Source organism: Mycobacterium sp. MAA66, from assembly GCF_041261665.1.
Classification (GTDB): domain Bacteria; phylum Actinomycetota; class Actinomycetes; order Mycobacteriales; family Mycobacteriaceae; genus Mycobacterium.
The window spans coordinates 149,480-166,019 of record NZ_JBGCCC010000012.1 but is presented as its reverse complement, the minus strand read 5'-3'; the positions used below and the strand labels follow the sequence as shown (position 1 = coordinate 166,019).

Below are 16,540 nucleotides of genomic sequence, written 5' to 3'. Positions count from 1 at the left end.
ACTGGACGTCGGCCAACCCCGCACCAACCAATACCACCACCCCACCCTCTACCCGATAGAAGGCAACGACGATGACGAAACAGACAGTCCCACAGCGTGATTCGCCGTATGTCACGCCCGTCCGATGTCGCCGGAGTCGAGCAGTTCGGCGTGCATGTCCTCCAATGACACGCCCTTGGTCTCGTGCACCCACTTGGCCACGAACACCAGAGACAACGCTGCGCACAATCCGTAAAATCCGTACGCCACTCCCAGCATGTTGCGTAGTTCGGGGAACGTCACGGTGATCAGCCAGTTGGCCGTCCATTGACCGGCCGCGGCCAAGCCCAGCGCCGCCGCACGGATCCGGTTCGGGAACATCTCACCCAGCAGCACCCACACCACCGGGCCCCACGACATGCCGAAGGCCACCACGAACAAATTGGCCGCCACCAACGCAATCGGACCGGCGGCACTGCTGAGCTGTGGCTGGCCGTCGACTTGCGGGGCGGTGCCGAAGATCACCGCCATCGTGGTCAACGTGACGGTCATGCCGGCAGAACCGATCAGCAGCAACGGCTTTCGGCCGATCTTGTCGATCAGGGCGATCGCGACGAGCGTAGTGACGATGTTGACGATCGAAGTGATCACGGTGATCACGAACGACGAGCTCTCGTCGAACCCGACGGCCTCCCACAGCACATTGGAGTAATAGAAGATCACGTTGATGCCGACGAATTGCTGGAAAACTGACAGCGCCAGGCCAACCCACACGACGGCGTAGAGGTTCAGCGCTCCCCCACCTGGCTTGCGCAAGTCGCGCCACGACGGCGCTTGTTCGGTGTCCACCGTCTCCTGAATCCGGTTCAGCGTGATCTCCAGATTCTTCTCACCCAGCAGCGTGGTGAGTACCTTGCGAGCCTCCGGAATACGGTGCGTAGCAACAAGATAACGCGGTGACTCCGGGATCGTCAGCGTCAGCAATCCATAGACCACTGCCGGTACGCACATCAACAGGAACATCCAGCGCCACGCTTGCAGACCGAGCCACAGTTCGTTACCGGCACCACCGGCCAGGTGCGCCAGTAGCGCATCGACGGCAAGAGACAGGAAGATGCCGGTGACGATGGCCAGCTGCTGCAGTGACCCCAGCCGACCGCGGATGCTCGCCGGCGAGGTCTCGGCGATATAGGCCGGCGCAATCACCGAGGCGACACCGACACCCAGCCCGCCGACGATCCGGAAGCCCACCAGAACCCACACCGTGGGGGCGAAGGCGGCTCCCAAAGCACTGATGAAGAACAGCACCGCAGCCAGTTTCATCACCGCCAACCTGCCGACCCGATCGGCGAGACGGCCCGCCGTCATCGCGCCGACGGCCGCGCCCAGCAATGCCGAAGCCACCGCCACTCCGAGTGAGGCGTTGTTGATCGCGAAGTGTTCCTGTATGGACTTGACCGCGCCGTTGATCACCGCGCTGTCATAGCCGAACAGCAGACCCCCGAGCGCAGCTACCGAGGCGATCCGGACCGCACTGCGTCCCGAGCCGAATTCCTCGTCACCGACCGCGGTATCGCCAACAGGATTGTGGGACATGCCACAACGATCGCACAGCGACTCGTCACATGACGGCCAATCGGCGCAGGTCAGCTTACGATCTGCGCGTAGATCGCGCGCAGCTGTTCGACGTCCAGACCGGCAAGCGATTCGATGTGACGGCGCCGGGGCCCGTCCGGTACCTCGACATCATTGGGCACCACAAGCACCGCGCATCCCGCAGCATCCGCCGACTGCGCACCGGTCACCGAATCTTCGATCGCCAGGCAATCCGCCGCCGCCACCCCGAGCAGTTCCGCGGCCCGGAGGTACGGGTCGGGAGCCGGCTTCCCGTCGGGAACCTCGTCACCACAGACCGAGACTGCGAAGTAGTGGCCGCCAATGGTTTTCAGCGCTTGCTCGGCAAGCGTGCGCCGGGTGTTGGTCACCAGTGCAAGCGGAATGTCGCTGGCGGCCAATGTTTTCAACAACTCCTGCGCACCCGGCCGCCAGGGCAGCCCCTGCTCGAACAACTCACCGGTGTAGTCGTGTAGCCAGTCTGCGGACTCGGCCATAGCCTCCGGCGTGGGGTCAAGGCCCAGATCGTCGTACACGATGCGCATGACGTTCTCGGCCGAACCGCCGACCGTCGACACTCGCACCGCGTCGGTCAGCACCCCACCCTTTCGGGCGTAGAAGGCATGCATCGCGACGTCCCAAAGCTTTTCGGAGTCGACGAGCGTGCCGTCCATGTCGAACAGGACAGCTTTGAGCATTGGGCGGGTGATGAGACTCAGTCCTCCGGGTTGTAGCCGAGGTTGGGAGCAAGCCAGCGCTCGGCTTCGGCCAGGGTCCATCCCTTGCGCTTCGCGTAGTCGGCCACCTGATCCTGGGCCAGTCGGCCGACCACGAAGTACTGCGACTGCGGGTGCGAGAAGTACCAGCCGCTGACGGCAGCACCGGGCCACATCGCCATCGACTCGGTCAGTTCGATGCCGATCCGCTCCGTGACGTCCATCAACTCGAAGAGCGTGACCTTTTCGGTGTGCTCCGGGCACGCCGGGTAGCCGGGGGCCGGGCGGATTCCCACGTACTTCTCACCGATGAGTGCCTCGTTGTCCAGCTGCTCGTCGGGCTGGAATCCCCAGAACTCCTTGCGAACTCGTTGGTGCATCCGCTCGGCGAAAGCCTCTGCCAACCGGTCGGCGATCGACTCCAGCAGGATTGCGCTGTAGTCGTCGAGGGCAGCCTTGAACTCCGCGATCTTGTCCTGACTGCCGAGCCCCGCGGTGACGGCGAAAGCGCCGACGTAGTCAGCCAGACCGGTGTCCTTGGGCGCAATGAAGTCGCCGAGGCTCCGGTTCGGGATGCCGTCCCGGTGCTCGCCCTGTTGACGCAGGTTGTGCAACGTGGTCAGCACCTCGGTGCGGGTGTCGTCGGTATAGACCTCGATGTCGTCGCCGACCGCGTTCGCCGGGAAGAACCCGATCACCCCGTTGGCCGTCAGCCACTTCTCCTTGATCAGGGTGTCGAGCATCTCCTGGGCGTCGTCGTACAGCTTGCGGGCGGCCTCGCCCGAGACCGGGTTGTTGAGGATGTCGGGGAACCGGCCCTTCATCTCCCAGGCGTTGAAGAACGGCTGCCAGTCGATGTATTCGCGCAGCTCGGCGAGGTCATAGTCCTTGAACTCTCGGACGCCGGTGCCCTGTGCGGGCAGCGGCGGCGTGTAGCCGTCCCACTCGATCGGCGTCCGGTTCCCGCGCGCTTTCTCCAGCGTCAGCATCGGCCGCTCGTTCTTCTGCGCGTGCCGTTCGCGAAGGGCTGCGTAGTCGGTTGCGGTGGCCTCCAGCAGGGCCGGACGTTGCTTGTCGTCGAGGAGCGCCGCAGCGACCGGCACCGAGCGTGACGCGTCCTTGACCCAGACCACCGGACCACTGCGGCGCGGCGCGACCTTCACGGCCGTGTGTGCGCGCGAGGTGGTCGCACCACCGATCAGCAGCGGGATCTGCAACCCCTCGCGTTCCATCTCGACGGCGAAGTTGACCATCTCGTCCAGGGACGGGGTGATCAGTCCGGACAGCCCGATGATGTCGGCGTTGTGCTCCCTCGCCGCGTCCAGGATCTTCTGGGCAGGCACCATCACACCGAGGTCGATCACTTCGTAGTTGTTGCACTGCAGAACGACCCCGACGATGTTCTTGCCGATGTCGTGGACGTCACCCTTGACGGTCGCCATGATGATCGTCCCGTTGGTGTCCTTGTCGCCCGCCGCAGCACCCGACTGTTCCTTCTCCGCCTCGATGTAGGGCAGCAGGTACGCCACCGCCTTCTTCATCACTCGGGCCGACTTCACGACCTGGGGCAGGAACATCTTGCCCGCGCCGAAGAGGTCACCGACGACGTTCATGCCGTCCATCAACGGGCCCTCGATCACCTCGATCGGGCGTCCACCTGCCGCGGCGATCTCGGCCCGCAGTTCCTCGGTGTCGGCATCGACGTCGGCATCGATGCCCTTGACCAGCGCGTGCGTGATCCGCTCGCGCACCGGGAGGCTGCGCCACTCCGCGGCCTTGGGGTCCTCGGTCTTCTCCGACTTGTTGAACCGTTCGGCGATCTCCAGGAGCCTTTCGGCCGCATCCTCCCGACGGTTCAGGACCACATCCTCGATCCGGTCCCGCAGCTCAGGGTCGATCGAGTCGTAGGGCACCAGCGCGCCCGCGTTGACGATGCCCATGTCGAGGCCGGCCTTGATGGCGTGGAACAGGAACACCGCGTGGATCGCCTCGCGGACGGGGTTGTTGCCCCGGAACGAGAACGACACGTTCGAGATACCGCCCGAGATGTGCACGCCGGGCAGGTTTTCCTTGATCCAGGCGCAGGCCTCGATGAAGTCGATCCCGTAGGTCGCGTGCTCCTCGATACCGGTCGCGAGCGCAAAGCAGTTCGGGTCGAAGATGATGTCCTCGGCCGGGAAGCCGACCTCTTCGGTCAGGATCCGGTAGGCACGTCCGCAGATCTGCTTGCGACGTTCCAGGTTGTCGGCCTGCCCCTGCTCGTCGAAGGCCATCACGACGACGGCGGCACCGTACTTACGGCACAGCCGTGCCTCGCGGATGAACTTCTCCTCGCCCTCCTTCATGGAGATCGAGTTGACGATCGGCTTGCCCTGCACGTTCTTCAGGCCCGCTTCGATGACCTCCCACTTGGAGGAGTCGATCATCACCGGGACGCGGCTGATGTCCGGTTCGGCCGCAATCAGCTTGGTGAACCGGTCCATCGCGGCGATGCCGTCGATCATGCCTTCGTCCATGTTGATGTCGATGACCTGCGCACCGACCTCGACCTGCTGCAGGGCGACCGACAGGGCGGTGTCGTAGTCCTCGGCCTTGATCAGGTTGCGGAACCGGGCCGAGCCGGTGATGTTGGTGCGCTCACCGATGTTGACGAACAGGGAGCCGTCGGTGATGTTGAGCGGTTCCAGGCCAGAGAGCCGGGTAGCCAGGTCGATCTGCGGTAGCTCGCGCGGCGGTTTGCCCTCGACGACCTTGGCGATCTCGGCGATGTGCGGCGGAGCCGTGCCGCAGCACCCACCGACCAGGTTGACCAAGCCGGCCTCGGCGAACTCGGCGAGGTAGCCGGCCTGACGCTCCGGGGACTCGTCGTACTCGCCAAAGGCGTTGGGCAGCCCGGCATTCGGGTAGCAGGAGACGAAGGTGTCCGCAATCCGCGCCATCTCGGCGATATAGGGCCTCATCTCCGGCGCGCCCAAGGCGCAGTTGAGGCCCACCGCGATCGGCTTCGCGTGCCTGATCGCGTTCCAGAACGCCTCGGTGACCTGACCGGACAGCGTCCGGCCAGAGGCATCGGTGATGGTGCCCGAGATGATCACCGGCCAGCGGCGGCCGCGCTCCTCGAACAGCGTCTCGACGGCGAACACCGCCGCCTTGGCATTCAGCGAGTCGAAGATCGTCTCGATGATGAGGAGGTCAGAACCACCGTCGACCAGGCCGTTGGCGGCTTCGAGGTAGGCGGCGACCAGCTGGTCGTACGAGACGTTGCGGGCTCCGGGGTCGTTGACGTCCGGTGAGATCGACGCGGTCCTGGTCGTCGGCCCGATGGCGCCTGCGACGTAGCGGGGCTTGGACGGCGTGCTGAACTCGTCGGCGACCTTGCGCGCCAGAGCAGCGCCGGCGTAGTTCAGCTCGTAGGCCAGCTCGTGCATGTCGTAGTCGGCTAGCGAAACGGCGTTCGCGTTGAATGTGTTGGTCTCGAGGATGTCTGCGCCGGCCTCGAGGTACTCGCGGTGGATTCCCTCGATGATCTGCGGCTGCGTCAGCGTGAGCAGGTCGTTGTTGCCCTGAAGAGCGGTCGGCCACTCCGTGAACCGCTCGCCGCGGTAGCCGGCCTCGTCCGGCCGGTCGCGCTGGATCGCCGTGCCCATTGCGCCGTCGATCACCATGATCCGCTGGCGCAGAGCTGCCGTGAGTTCGTCGGTGCAGTCGGGGCGGATGTTCGGCACAAAGGTGACCGATTCAACGGCGTTCACATGCACTCCTTCCGTAGCGGAAGGCGTCCTTGCATCTGCCGAGCGTGGCGGATACCGGCAGAGCCGGAGAACCGTTGCAACGCCTCTCGACCAGAAAAGTCTACGTCGTCACCCGATCGACGTCTGAACGCCCAGCTCGACCCCGGCCCCCGCCGGCTTCGCGATCGCGGTGCCGTTGCGTGACAGCTCACGAATCTTGTCTGCAATGTCGTAGCCACCGCGGTCAACCAGATTGCAGCCGAACGTATTTCGCCTCGGCCGCTTCGGCGCCCGCTTCGAAGTAGTTACGGTGAATCCACTCGATCACGACGGGCCGGGTCTCGTTGCACCCGTCGAGATGGTTGAAGCCGTCGAGGGTCAGACCGGCTTCCGGTAGCTGAGTACCCAGCGCGCCGTCACCGACCATTACCCGCTGCGACAGGGTGTCGAGCAGATCGGTGCCGTACGCGGGATTGTCCACAGCAGTCACGTCAATATGCTAGTCGGTCTAGCAAATCAGTTGGCCTGGCCGACCCACCTGCCGATAGCGCTCAGCAGGCCCGGGCAGGGCTTACGCTGGCGGTGTGACACCGTTCGACACCAACACCGGCCTGCCCGACCTGCACGACACCATCGTGGTTGCGGCCTTCGAGGGGTGGAACGACGCAGGTGACGCGGCCAGCGACGCGCTGGAACACCTCGATGCCATCTGGGAAGCGCAGACCGTCGTCGAGATCGACGACGAGGCCTATTACGACTACCAGGTGAACCGGCCCGTCATCCGCCAGGTGGACGGGGTGACTCGGGAATTGGTGTGGCCGTCCATGCAGATCTCGCACTGCCGGCCCCCCGGCAGTGACCGGGATGTGGTGCTGATGCACGGTGTCGAGCCGAACATGCGCTGGCGGACCTTCTGCGCCGAGCTGCTGGCCATCGCCGACAAGCTCAACGTGCAAACCGTCGTGATCCTGGGCGCACTGTTGGCCGACACTCCGCACACCCGGCCGGTGCCGGTGTCCGGGGCGGCCTACTCCCCCGAGTCGGCCAAGACGTTCGGCCTGGAAGAGACCCGCTACGAGGGCCCGACCGGCATCGCCGGGGTGTTCCAGGACGCGTGCGTGCAAGCCGGTATCCCGGCGGTGACGTTCTGGGCGGCGGTGCCGCACTACGTCTCTCAGCCGCCTTGCCCCAAGGCCACCGTCGCGCTGCTGCAGCGGGTCGAGGACGTGCTGGACATCGAGGTGCCGCTGGGCGATCTGCCGACCGCCGCCGAGGAATGGGAGCAGGCGGTCAACGAGATGACCGCCGAAGACGAAGAGATCTCCGAGTACGTGCAGTCCCTGGAGGAACGCGGCGACGCCGAGGTAGACATGAACGAGGCCCTGGGCAAGATCGACGGCGATGCGTTGGCCGCTGAATTCGAGCGCTACCTCAAGCGCCGCGGACGGTAGCGCACCCGCTCCCTACGGTGGACTAGGGCACCTTCACCGGCTTGGGTGCCTTCCAAGTGCCGTCCAGCGCTTCAGGTTTGGGCCAGTACAACCGCTGCGCGACAACGAACGGTCCGGCCGGCGTCGGCAGCCAGTTGGCCTCGCGCGCCGGTCCCGGCGTCTTGTTCTGCAGGTTCAGCGTGATGCCGCCATCGGGATCTTTGATCAACGTCGGCAGCATGGCCGAATTGATCAGATATCGGTTGATCGGGTTGGCCACCAACAGACTCTGCGGCAGCTCGTACACCGTCACCGACCAGAACGCGTTGACCGGCGGCAACTGTCCGGGTGCGAACCGCAACACGTAGTTCGCGGCACCGGTCAGCGGAGCGCCGGTGCTGTCGTTCGCCGCGCTCGGATAGATCGCCTCGGCCGCAGTGTTGCCGTAGATCCCTAGCACCGCCCCCGCCATCCGGTACAGGTAATTGCCGCGGAGATCGCTTGCGCTGCCGAACAATTGGGCCGAACCGACTTGACCGGTGTCGAACTTGTTCTTCTTGAAGTCGTCGAGCGCGGCCCACGCGTCGGCCATCCCGTCCTGGAAGGCCTGCCGGATCTCAGGGGTCAATTTGTCGACATGAAACTCGCCGTCCGGCCCGATACCGATGGCGGAGAACCGCTGCCGCATGACTTCCTCGGCCGGCTGGACCGGGGCGTACTTCAGCACAAAATTCAGGATCTCGAAGAACCGCAACGAGTTTCGCTCGTCCTGCGCCGACAGCGGCGGCACGAAATCGATCGGCGGGACGGCCGCCGGCGGAGGCTGGCGCAGATAGGCCGAAAGCGGTGTCGCCTGGTACCCGGCCTGGATTCGCTTGACGTTGTCGAGATCGGCGGGACCGAACAGCTGGGTGCGAAACAGCACGAAGGCGAAATCCGTGGCCGACTTGATCACCCGCTCGACTCCGGCGGGTGTCTCTCCGTGCCAATCCGGCCCGGACAGTAGGTATTTCCCGCCGCCGTTGCCGGTGGCACGGCTACCGGTATACGCGATGTTGTTGGTATAGCCGTCGACGTACTGCGCCGAGTAGTACCGTCCGGGCTCGATCGGCGGCAAGGTGATCACCAACGGTTCGGCCCGCAGATCGGCGCCGACGAACGAGTAGGGCGTGTCCGCGTTCGGAGTCTGGATCGCCGTGTCCTGCGGGGTATACACCCGCGCCACGTTGTGGACCTGATTCCAGGCACCCTTGTACTCCGGACTCGCCTTGTCGACGAAATACGAATACTGCACCCGGTAGTTGTCGACCATCGGAAATCCGTAGGTGTACGCAGATTTCACGATCGCCCGAATCTGTTCGGGGGTGGGCGGACCGGACGGCGCCGGCTCGGGTGATTCGGCATCCTTGGTGCCACAGCCGGCCACCACCACCAGCAGCGCGACGACCAGTCCTGCCCACCTGCGGATCACTTACCCAAACCCTCCGTATGTGCACTCGTCGACCGGCCCAGCGCCGCCACTTGCGCATCCATCCGCGGCAGCAGATCCGGCACGAACCTGGCGACCTGTGCCTCCGCGAAGCCGGTGGACAGCACAGGCTTCAGCCACCGCAACGCAGCGACCCAGCTCGGGCAGTAAACCCGGGTCTTGCGGCCCTCGATACCGGCCACGAACGCCTCGCCACACTTGTCGATCGACGTCGTCTTGCTGATCGGCCACGGCAGCTTCGTGAGCATCTCGGCGAAGGTGGACAGGTCGGACTTGCTGTCCCGGACCATCGCGGTGTCGATCCATGACATGTGCGCCGAGCCGACATCGACGCCGCGATAACCGACTTCGAGGCGCAGCGCGTTGGCGAACTGCTCGACCGCGGCCTTGGAGGCGTTGTACGGTGCCAGGCCGGGGGCTGCGGTGAACGCGGCCAGCGACGACACGATCAGGACATAGCCGCGGCGCTCGATGACCGACGGCAGCGTCGCGCGCACGGTGTGGAACACCCCGAGCACGTTGATGTCCATCAGCCGTTTGAAGGCGTCCGGATCCACCTGTAGCACCGATCCATACGAGGCGATGCCGGCGTTCGCCACCACCACGTCGATGCCGCCGAACCGTTCGACCGCAGCAGCGGCGGCGGCCTGCATGGCAGACAGGTCTCGGACGTCGGCCACCGCGGTCAACACGTCGTCGCCCAGCGCGGCGGCAGTGGCTGCCAGTTGACCTGCGTCGACATCGGTCAGTACCAGCTTGGCGCCCCTGGCGTGCAGCCGCTTGGCCACCTCGGCGCCGACGCCCGCGGCGCCGCCGGTGATGAATACAACTTTTTCGTGAACGGAACCCATGGCCCGAAAACTACCGCACCGAGATGTGACTACAGGGCGATGCCGAGCAACGCATCGACGGCGGTGGCCACCAGGGCCGGCGCCGTCTGGTCATGCCCGCCGTAGTTGAGCGCATCGGTGACCCAACCATCAAGGGCAGCAAGTGCTTTGGGAGTGTCAAGGTCATCGGCAAGGTATTGCCGCACCCGGCCCACCACCGCCGTGGCATCGGGACCGGCGGGCAACGCGACGGCGGCGCGCCAGCGCTGCAACCGATCCAGCGCATCCTGCAGCACCTCATCACTCCAGAACCGATCCGCCCGGTAATGCCCGGACAGCAGGCCCAGCCGGATGGCACCCGGATCGACGCCGTCGGCCCGCAGCCGCGACACCAACACCAGGTTGCCGCGACTCTTGCTCATCTTGTGGCCGTCCCAGCCGATCATCCCCGCGTGCACGTAGTGCCGCGCGAATCGTCGCTCCCCGGTTACGGATTCGGCATGTGCGGCGGAGAACTCATGATGCGGGAACACCAGATCACTGCCGCCGCCCTGGATGTCCAGGCCGGGCCCCAGCCGGTTCAGCGCGATCGCGGCACATTCGATGTGCCAGCCCGGCCGGCCATCGCCGAACGGTGACGGCCAGCTCGGCTCCCCGGGACGCTGCGCCCGCCACAGCAACGCATCGAGGCGGCCCACCTTGCCGGGGCGGTCCGGGTCGCCGCCGCGCTCGCCGAACAGCGTCAGCATGGTGTCGCGGTCATAGCCGGACTCGTAGCCGAACTGTTCGGTGGCATCCGCCCGGAAATAGACATCCGGGTATTCGGCGTCGTCGACCACGTAGGCCGCGCCCGAGGCCAGCAACTTCTCGACCAGCTCGATGACCTCGCCGATTGATTCGATGGCACCGACGTAATCGTGCGGCGGCAATACCCGCAGAGCAGTCATGTCCTGGCGGAACAACTCGGTTTCCCGGTCGCCCAGTTCGCGCCAGTCCACCCCGTCGCGTTCGGCGCGTTCGAACAGCGGGTCGTCGACGTCGGTGACGTTCTGCACGTACCGAACCTCATGACCGGCGTCCAGCCAGAGCCGGTGCACCAGATCAAATGCCAGGTAGGTGGCCGCATGACCCAGATGCGTGGCGTCGTACGGTGTGATGCCACAGACGTACATGGTGGCTTGCCGGCCCGCCGCGACCGGGCGGACCTGACGGTCGGCGGTGTCATGGAGCCGAAGCTGTGGACCGCTGCCCGGCAGCTGCGGAATGGCTGGCGACGGCCACGATTTCATGACATCGACTCTATCGGAGCTGGCCCGGGGCAATTGCGGCGTACATCGTCACCCCGACCGGAGCGGGGCGCGAAGGCCACGATCACGACACCGCGCGCACGGCATCCAGCAAGGTATCGGCCAGTTCCGGACGGCACATCACGAAATCCGGCAGGTAGGGGTCGGGCCGGTTGTACCGCATCGGCGAACCGTCCAGTCGGGATACGTGCAGCCCCGCGGCCAGCACCACCCCGGCCGGGGCGGCCGAATCCCACTCCCACTGGCCACCGGCGTGCACGTACGCGTCGACGTCGCCGCGCACCACCGCCATGGCCTTGGCGCCGGCCGATCCGATGCCGACCAGCTCCATGTCCAGCACGTCACGCATCCACCACACCACCGGCGGTGGCCGGTAGGTGCTGGTCGCCACGCGAATCGGGCCGGGCGTGCGCGACGGTGGCGGGCTCACCTCGTCGGTTCGGTACACCTCACCACGGGCCGGCAACGCCACAGCGGCGTCGGTGATGGACCCGTGCGGTGTGGACCCGCGTTGCCACAACGCGATGTGCACCGCCCAGTCCGGCCGGCCCAGGCCGTACTCACGTGTGCCGTCCACCGGATCGACGATCCACACACGGTCCGATTTCAAGCGGCCCAGGTCGTCGACGGCCTCCTCGGACAGGATCGCGTCGTCGGGGCGGGCATCGCGCAACCGGTCCAGGATCAGGGTGTTCGCGTGCCGGTCACCGGCCGCGCCCAGGGTGTAGGGGTCGTGCACACCGAGCCGATCCCGCACGGCCAGCAGGAACTCCCCGGCCTCTTGCGCCACTGCCGCTGCAAGCGCGGCATCGCTGTGCTCCACTTGACGAGTATCGCCGACACGTTGCCGGGGTGGTTATCCGCCATGCACTGGGCACGATGACCCACTAAAGTAGTTCGGCAGTATCGACTCGAGGAGGTGATCGGCAATGGGCACCCTGACCGAAGCCGTGATTGCGCAGGGCAAGCAGCATCAGAGCGTGTTGGTGAAGGCCTTTGGACTGGTCGGCATCACCGCGGGTGTGTCGCTCGGTGCACTGAGCATCGCCAGCACCCCGGCTCCCACCACGGCCCCCAATGCCTCCTCGGGCGACGCGCCGACCAACACCGTCTACGTGTCGCCGAGCGTCGGTGGCATGACCATGGGCGCCACGCAGACCTGGACTCCGCCGGGCACCGTGGAGAACACCATGCAAGCCGTGCCGCCCGTGAAGGCTCCGCCGTACGGCCAGTGACCGAGATATGAAATGGGCTCCGGGTATGCCACCCCGGAGCCCATTTCTTTTGTCAGGTCTGTCAGCTCGGTGCGGCGCCCGGTGCCCGCACCACCATCGGTACGGCCGGGAAATACGACGCCATCTCCGAGCGGGAACGACGCAGCGCCGCGGTGCCGTAACCGCGGTGCCGGTGGTCCGGGTGGATCCAGATGCGAACGTTCACCTCACCGCCGACCAGCTCACCGAAGACCATGCCGACCTTGCTGGCGTCTTCCTCGGCAACCAACCACACGGCTTCTTCGGCATCGACCCGGTTCACCGCGGCGCTGATCTCCTCATCGAGGTCGCCCGCGACGCGACCCGAACCGTCGCCGGAGGCGCCTACGTCCGAGGTACGGGCCGCGAAGATGTCGCGGTCGACGGCACCGGAGAACGGACGCAACACCAGGTTGTCGCCGAAGCTGGCCGGACGGTCGGCCACCGCGAACGACAACTGGCTGTTCAAGTCTTCGAGTTCTTGGGCGATCCGCTTGCGGGCGTCCTTGGTGAGCAGGTCGAAGGACATGCCCATCACCTGCTCGCCACCGGCGTGCGAGGTGCCCAGCAGAGTAGCGATGGCGCCCACCGCGGCGCCGTGGTCGTCAGCCTCGACGATGACGTCGAGCACCTCATGCCGACGGTCCAGCGCCTTCTGCAGTGCATCGGTGATCTCGCGGCGGGCTGCGGCCCGGTCATGGTCGGTCATACCGTCAGAGCCTAGATCACTACTGGGCAGTACGAGGACCAAAATTAGCCGGATTGGCAAACCGAAATCAAAACGCCGGCCACGGGATCGGACGGTGCCGATCGGGCGTCGGCATCACCGGATTGTCCAGCAGGTCAATAACTCTCGCTTCCAAAGCGCCGACCTCACGATCGGTCACGTGCTCGGCCAACTGGTCGGCCAGCCCGCCCTGCAGCGCCGTGCGCAATCCAGCGACATCGGCCAGGGCGTCCGCACCGACCGGCTGACCGGCCCATCCCCACAGCACGGTGCGCAGCTTGTCTTGAGAGTGCAGGCTGACCCCATGGTCGACGCCGTACACGTGCCCGTCGGTGCTGACCAACACGTGTCCGCCCTTGCGATCGGCATTGTTGATCAAGATGTCGAACACCGCGAGCCGCCGCAGTCGGTCGTCGTCAGCATGTACCAGCAGCACCTCGTCGCCGGTGTGGTCATATGCCTGCAGGATCGGCAGATAACCCGGGGGCAGCTGGCGAGCCGGCACCAGGTCCACCAGGTCCGGGCCGGTGGCCGGCGGGTCGTCGCTGAGCGCGTCACCCGGTTGGTCTATCCAGCGCTGGACCATTCCCGGGCCGGCCGGACCGTCACGAATGATGGTGTGCGGCACCACATCCCATCCAAGCGCCGCCGACACCAGGTAGGCGCCACGCTCCCGTCCGGCCAGGGTGCCGTCCGGAAAATCCCACAGCGGCGCCTCACCCCGGACCGGCTTGTAGACGCAATGTGCTTGCACCGCACCAAGATTGGCCTCGCATAGGAACGTCGCATTGCTGGCCGACCGGATCCGGCCGATCACCGTCAACTCCCCGAGGCCCAGGACCTCGTCGGCGCGATCGTCAGCCGTCGGCGTCATCGACGGCGTCGTTCAGCGCCCCGCGCCGGTATCCGTTGGTGCGCACACAGATGTGGCCGTCGGGGTCCAGCGGCTCGTCGCACAGCGGGCACGGCGGCCGTCCCGCCGAGATCACCCGGTTGGACCGGGCAGCGAACTCGCGGGCCGACTCGGGCGTGAGGAACACGCGGACCGCGTCGGGACCATCTTCGGCGTCATCGAGCACGACCGAGGCATCGAACTCGGTTTCAGAGACCGCCAGCAGCTCGACCACCACGGTCTGGGCCTCGGAATCCCAGCCCAGCCCCATGGTGCCGACCCGGAACTCGGCGTCCACCGGCATGACCAACGGGCTGAGATCGGACACCTCACCGGTGTCCGGTGGGATCGGCGTGCCGAACCGGCGGTTGATCTCCACCAGCAAGGCGTTGATTCGCTCGGCGAGCACCGCGACCTGCTGCTTCTCCAACATCACCGAGATGACCCGCTTGTCATGTACGGCCTGTAGATAAAAGGTCCGGTTTCCCGGCTGCCCGACGGTCCCGGCCACGAAGCGGTCGGGAGTGCGGAAGACGTGGATTGCGCGGGCCATGGCACCTTTCAAAATACCGGTAATCAGTTGGGCAGACCGTACTGCGCACGCGTAGCGGCGAGTCAGTCGGTAGAGCCGCCCACGGTGGCATCGGTGGTCGGCGGCGCGTGCGGTTTGGGGATCAGTGCCGCACCGAGGCCGGCCCCAGTGTGGTTGACGTGCAGGACAAACGGGAGCACCGGGGTGTAGCGGATGACACTCATGGACGCCGGATCGACGTTGATCCGCTGAAAGTTGTCCAGGTGGGTGGCCAAGCCGTCGGCCAGTACCGACTTGATGACGTCACCGTGTGTGCACGCCACCCACAAGGTGTCGGCGTCGTGCTCCTCGGCCAGTCGACGGTCGTGCTCGCGGATCGCCCGGACCGCTCGGAACTGCACCGCGGCCAGCCCCTCGCCGTCCGGGAACACCGCGGCACTGGGCTGCTGCTGGACCACCTTCCACAGCGGCTCCTTGACCAGATCACCGATCTTGCGGCCGGTCCAGCTGCCGTAGTCGACCTCGGTCAGCCGCTCGTCGACCTGAGGCTCCAGACCGAGCGCCGCCGCCAGTGGGGCGACGGTGTTGGCGCAGCGCAGCAGCGGCGAGCGCACGATGGCCTTGATCGGCAGCTCACCGAGCCGGGCCACGACGCCCTGCGCCTGCTCCCGGCCCTTGTCATCGAGGTCGACCCCCTCGGACCGGCCGGCCAGGGTGTGTGCGGTGTTGGACGTCGAGCGGCCATGCCGCAACAGAATGACCGTCATGACGCCGCCAGCACGCCGGTCGCCAACAGCACCATCACCGTGGCACCGGCGCTCACGCGGTAGCCCACGAACCAGTACATGCTGTGGCGTACAAGGAATTTCAGGAACCACGTGACCGCCGCGTAACCGATCACGAACGCGATCGCGGTGCCGATCAACAGTTGCAGGACGGTCGCGCCCTGGCCGAGGCTCTCGGGGCGCAGGGCATTGGGCAACTCATGCAGACCGGAGGCCAACACCGCCGGAATGGCCAGCAGAAAACCGAAACGGGCCGCCGCGTCACGCTGCTGGCCGAGGAACAGGCCTGCACTGATGGTCGCTCCGGACCGGGACACCCCGGGGATCAGCGCCAAGCACTGGGCCGCGCCGACGGCGACACTGTCCTTCCAGGTGAACGACTCGATGGGGCGGGTGCGCTTACCGAAATATTCGGCGGCCGCGATCACCGCGGAGAACACGATCAGCGCGGTCGCGATGATCCACAGATTGCGGATGTCGTCGCGGATGTAGTGCTTGAACGCGAGCCCGGCGACACCGATCGGAATGCTGCCGATGATCACCCACCAGCCCAGCCAATAATCGGGACTGCGACGCTGCGGGTTCGTCAGCCCGCCGAACCATGCCTTCAGGATCCGGCCGATATCCCGGGCGAAATAGAGCAAGACGGCAAGTTCGGTACCGATCTGGATCACCGCAGTGAACGACGCACCGGCATCCTGATCGAAAAACAGCCGGGACACGATGGCCAGGTGGCCGGACGAGGACACCGGCAGAAATTCAGTCAGCCCCTGAACCACCGAGAGCACGATCACCTGCAGCCACGACACGTCCGTCACGCCGACGACCGTACCCGTAGGTCAGTGAGCGGGACGCGGCACCGGTTGCGCGTCGGCCACCGCATCGCGGACCACGGCGGCCAGGCTACGTTCGTCGTGCACGTCGACATGCTCGAGGCTGCGCGAGACCGTAGCCACGACGTCTTCCTCCTGCGGTACCAAACCGGAAATCCGCGGCCGGTACACCTCGACGAACAACGTGCGCCGATCTACGACATGGAAGGAAAAGCTCCTGCCGTCGCCAACTTGGCCAAACCCGCTAGCGTGCAGACCGGTGGAGATGTCTTCGATAGCAAAAATGCCCGGAGTCAAATCCCGATCCGCGGCGATGGTCATGCCCGAACGATACCGCTGTCGGCGGAATGTCGCGGCGCGGACGCAGATTATCAAAGGAAATATATTTGCCTAATCTGACGATAATTGTTGCCGCCGAATTG

The 16,540-nt window shown here is 65.8% G+C and carries 15 protein-coding genes and 1 pseudogene; 2 read left to right on the top strand and 14 right to left on the bottom strand.

Translation table 11 applies throughout. The features are described 5' to 3' along the window. Positions 1-111: 111 nt before the first annotated feature. The 4 genes and pseudogenes from ABIA30_RS24840 to ABIA30_RS24825 form a co-directional block, all read right to left on the bottom strand. Entirely contained in the window at positions 112-1,575 is a 1,464-nt protein-coding gene (locus ABIA30_RS24840; RefSeq protein ID WP_370070372.1) for a sugar porter family MFS transporter, read from the bottom strand. A 50-nt stretch (positions 1,576-1,625) separates the two neighbouring features. Beyond that, on the bottom strand, positions 1,626-2,291 hold the full coding sequence (locus ABIA30_RS24835; RefSeq protein ID WP_370070370.1) for an HAD family hydrolase: 666 nt from the start codon (positions 2,289-2,291) through the stop codon (positions 1,626-1,628). Positions 2,292-2,308: 17 nt separating this feature from the next. Beyond that, the gene (gene metH, locus ABIA30_RS24830) at positions 2,309-6,067 is read right to left on the bottom strand and encodes a methionine synthase (RefSeq protein ID WP_370070368.1); all 3,759 of its coding nucleotides are present in this window, start codon (positions 6,065-6,067) and stop codon (positions 2,309-2,311) included. A gap of 150 nt (positions 6,068-6,217) precedes the next feature. Continuing rightward, positions 6,218-6,536, bottom strand: a pseudogene (locus ABIA30_RS24825) (homocysteine S-methyltransferase family protein); the annotation flags it as partial. Positions 6,537-6,624: 88 nt separating this feature from the next. Here ABIA30_RS24825 and ABIA30_RS24820 point away from each other — a divergent pair. After that, complete coding sequence (locus ABIA30_RS24820) at positions 6,625-7,491, top strand: PAC2 family protein (RefSeq protein WP_370070366.1); 867 nt, start codon at positions 6,625-6,627, stop codon at positions 7,489-7,491. A 22-nt stretch (positions 7,492-7,513) separates the two neighbouring features. On the opposite strand, the gene ABIA30_RS24815 is transcribed toward ABIA30_RS24820, so the two are convergent. The 4 genes from ABIA30_RS24815 to ABIA30_RS24800 form a co-directional block, all read right to left on the bottom strand. Beyond that, positions 7,514-8,941 (bottom strand): DUF1254 domain-containing protein, encoded by a 1,428-nt coding sequence (locus tag ABIA30_RS24815; RefSeq protein WP_370070364.1) that lies wholly within the window; start codon positions 8,939-8,941, stop codon positions 7,514-7,516. After that, positions 8,938-9,810, bottom strand: a complete 873-nt coding sequence (locus tag ABIA30_RS24810) for an SDR family oxidoreductase (protein WP_370070362.1) — start codon at positions 9,808-9,810, stop codon at positions 8,938-8,940. The genes ABIA30_RS24815 and ABIA30_RS24810 overlap by 4 nt, the downstream gene beginning before the upstream one ends. A 29-nt stretch (positions 9,811-9,839) precedes the next feature. Next, a complete protein-coding gene (gene mshC, locus ABIA30_RS24805) occupies positions 9,840-11,078 on the bottom strand; it encodes a cysteine--1-D-myo-inosityl 2-amino-2-deoxy-alpha-D-glucopyranoside ligase (protein ID WP_370070360.1) in 1,239 nt (412 codons plus the stop codon). 82 nt (positions 11,079-11,160) lie between these two features. Next, positions 11,161-11,919: a 3'(2'),5'-bisphosphate nucleotidase CysQ gene (locus tag ABIA30_RS24800; RefSeq protein WP_370070358.1), complete on the bottom strand. Its 759-nt coding sequence runs from the start codon at positions 11,917-11,919 to the stop codon at positions 11,161-11,163. Between the two features lie 106 nt (positions 11,920-12,025). On the opposite strand from ABIA30_RS24800, the gene ABIA30_RS24795 reads away from it, so the two are divergent. Continuing rightward, on the top strand, positions 12,026-12,331 hold the full coding sequence (locus ABIA30_RS24795) for a hypothetical protein (protein WP_370070356.1): 306 nt from the start codon (positions 12,026-12,028) through the stop codon (positions 12,329-12,331). 61 nt (positions 12,332-12,392) lie between these two features. On the opposite strand, the gene ABIA30_RS24790 is transcribed toward ABIA30_RS24795, so the two are convergent. The 6 genes from ABIA30_RS24790 to ABIA30_RS24765 form a co-directional block, all read right to left on the bottom strand. Next, entirely contained in the window at positions 12,393-13,058 is a 666-nt protein-coding gene (locus ABIA30_RS24790; RefSeq protein WP_370070354.1) for a GNAT family N-acetyltransferase, read from the bottom strand. 67 nt (positions 13,059-13,125) lie between these two features. Next, the gene (locus ABIA30_RS24785; protein WP_370070352.1) at positions 13,126-13,950 is read right to left on the bottom strand and encodes an SCO1664 family protein; all 825 of its coding nucleotides are present in this window, start codon (positions 13,948-13,950) and stop codon (positions 13,126-13,128) included. After that, positions 13,934-14,521 carry a DUF3090 domain-containing protein gene (locus ABIA30_RS24780; RefSeq protein WP_370070351.1) on the bottom strand — a complete coding sequence of 196 codons (588 nt, stop codon included), beginning with the start codon at positions 14,519-14,521 and terminating at the stop codon, positions 13,934-13,936. Before ABIA30_RS24780 ends, ABIA30_RS24785 begins: the two co-directional genes overlap by 17 nt. A 62-nt stretch (positions 14,522-14,583) precedes the next feature. Then, positions 14,584-15,267 carry a histidine phosphatase family protein gene (locus ABIA30_RS24775; protein ID WP_370070349.1) on the bottom strand — a complete coding sequence of 228 codons (684 nt, stop codon included), beginning with the start codon at positions 15,265-15,267 and terminating at the stop codon, positions 14,584-14,586. Continuing rightward, positions 15,264-16,094 carry an undecaprenyl-diphosphate phosphatase gene (locus tag ABIA30_RS24770; RefSeq protein WP_370070392.1) on the bottom strand — a complete coding sequence of 277 codons (831 nt, stop codon included), beginning with the start codon at positions 16,092-16,094 and terminating at the stop codon, positions 15,264-15,266. Before ABIA30_RS24770 ends, ABIA30_RS24775 begins: the two co-directional genes overlap by 4 nt. 30 nt (positions 16,095-16,124) lie before the next feature. Continuing rightward, positions 16,125-16,439, bottom strand: coding sequence for a hypothetical protein (locus ABIA30_RS24765; protein WP_370070347.1), 315 nt, complete (start codon positions 16,437-16,439; stop codon positions 16,125-16,127). Between the last annotated feature and the right edge of the window lie 101 nt (positions 16,440-16,540).

What these genes read in the sequence shown, in the direction of transcription:
- ABIA30_RS24810 (WP_370070362.1), bottom strand. Translation starts at nt 9,810, where the DNA reads ATGGGTTCCGTTCACGAAAAAGTTGTATTCATCACCGGCGGCGCCGCG.
- ABIA30_RS24835 (WP_370070370.1), bottom strand. Translation starts at nt 2,291, where the DNA reads ATGCTCAAAGCTGTCCTGTTCGACATGGACGGCACGCTCGTCGACTCC.
- ABIA30_RS24790 (WP_370070354.1), bottom strand. Translation starts at nt 13,058, where the DNA reads ATGACCGACCATGACCGGGCCGCAGCCCGCCGCGAGATCACCGATGCA.
- ABIA30_RS24765 (WP_370070347.1), bottom strand. Translation starts at nt 16,439, where the DNA reads ATGACCATCGCCGCGGATCGGGATTTGACTCCGGGCATTTTTGCTATC.
- ABIA30_RS24780 (WP_370070351.1), bottom strand. Translation starts at nt 14,521, where the DNA reads ATGGCCCGCGCAATCCACGTCTTCCGCACTCCCGACCGCTTCGTGGCC.
- ABIA30_RS24795 (WP_370070356.1), top strand. Translation starts at nt 12,026, where the DNA reads ATGGGCACCCTGACCGAAGCCGTGATTGCGCAGGGCAAGCAGCATCAG.
- ABIA30_RS24785 (WP_370070352.1), bottom strand. Translation starts at nt 13,950, where the DNA reads ATGACGCCGACGGCTGACGATCGCGCCGACGAGGTCCTGGGCCTCGGG.
- ABIA30_RS24775 (WP_370070349.1), bottom strand. Translation starts at nt 15,267, where the DNA reads ATGACGGTCATTCTGTTGCGGCATGGCCGCTCGACGTCCAACACCGCA.
- mshC (WP_370070360.1), bottom strand. Translation starts at nt 11,078, where the DNA reads ATGAAATCGTGGCCGTCGCCAGCCATTCCGCAGCTGCCGGGCAGCGGT.
- ABIA30_RS24840 (WP_370070372.1), bottom strand. Translation starts at nt 1,575, where the DNA reads ATGTCCCACAATCCTGTTGGCGATACCGCGGTCGGTGACGAGGAATTC.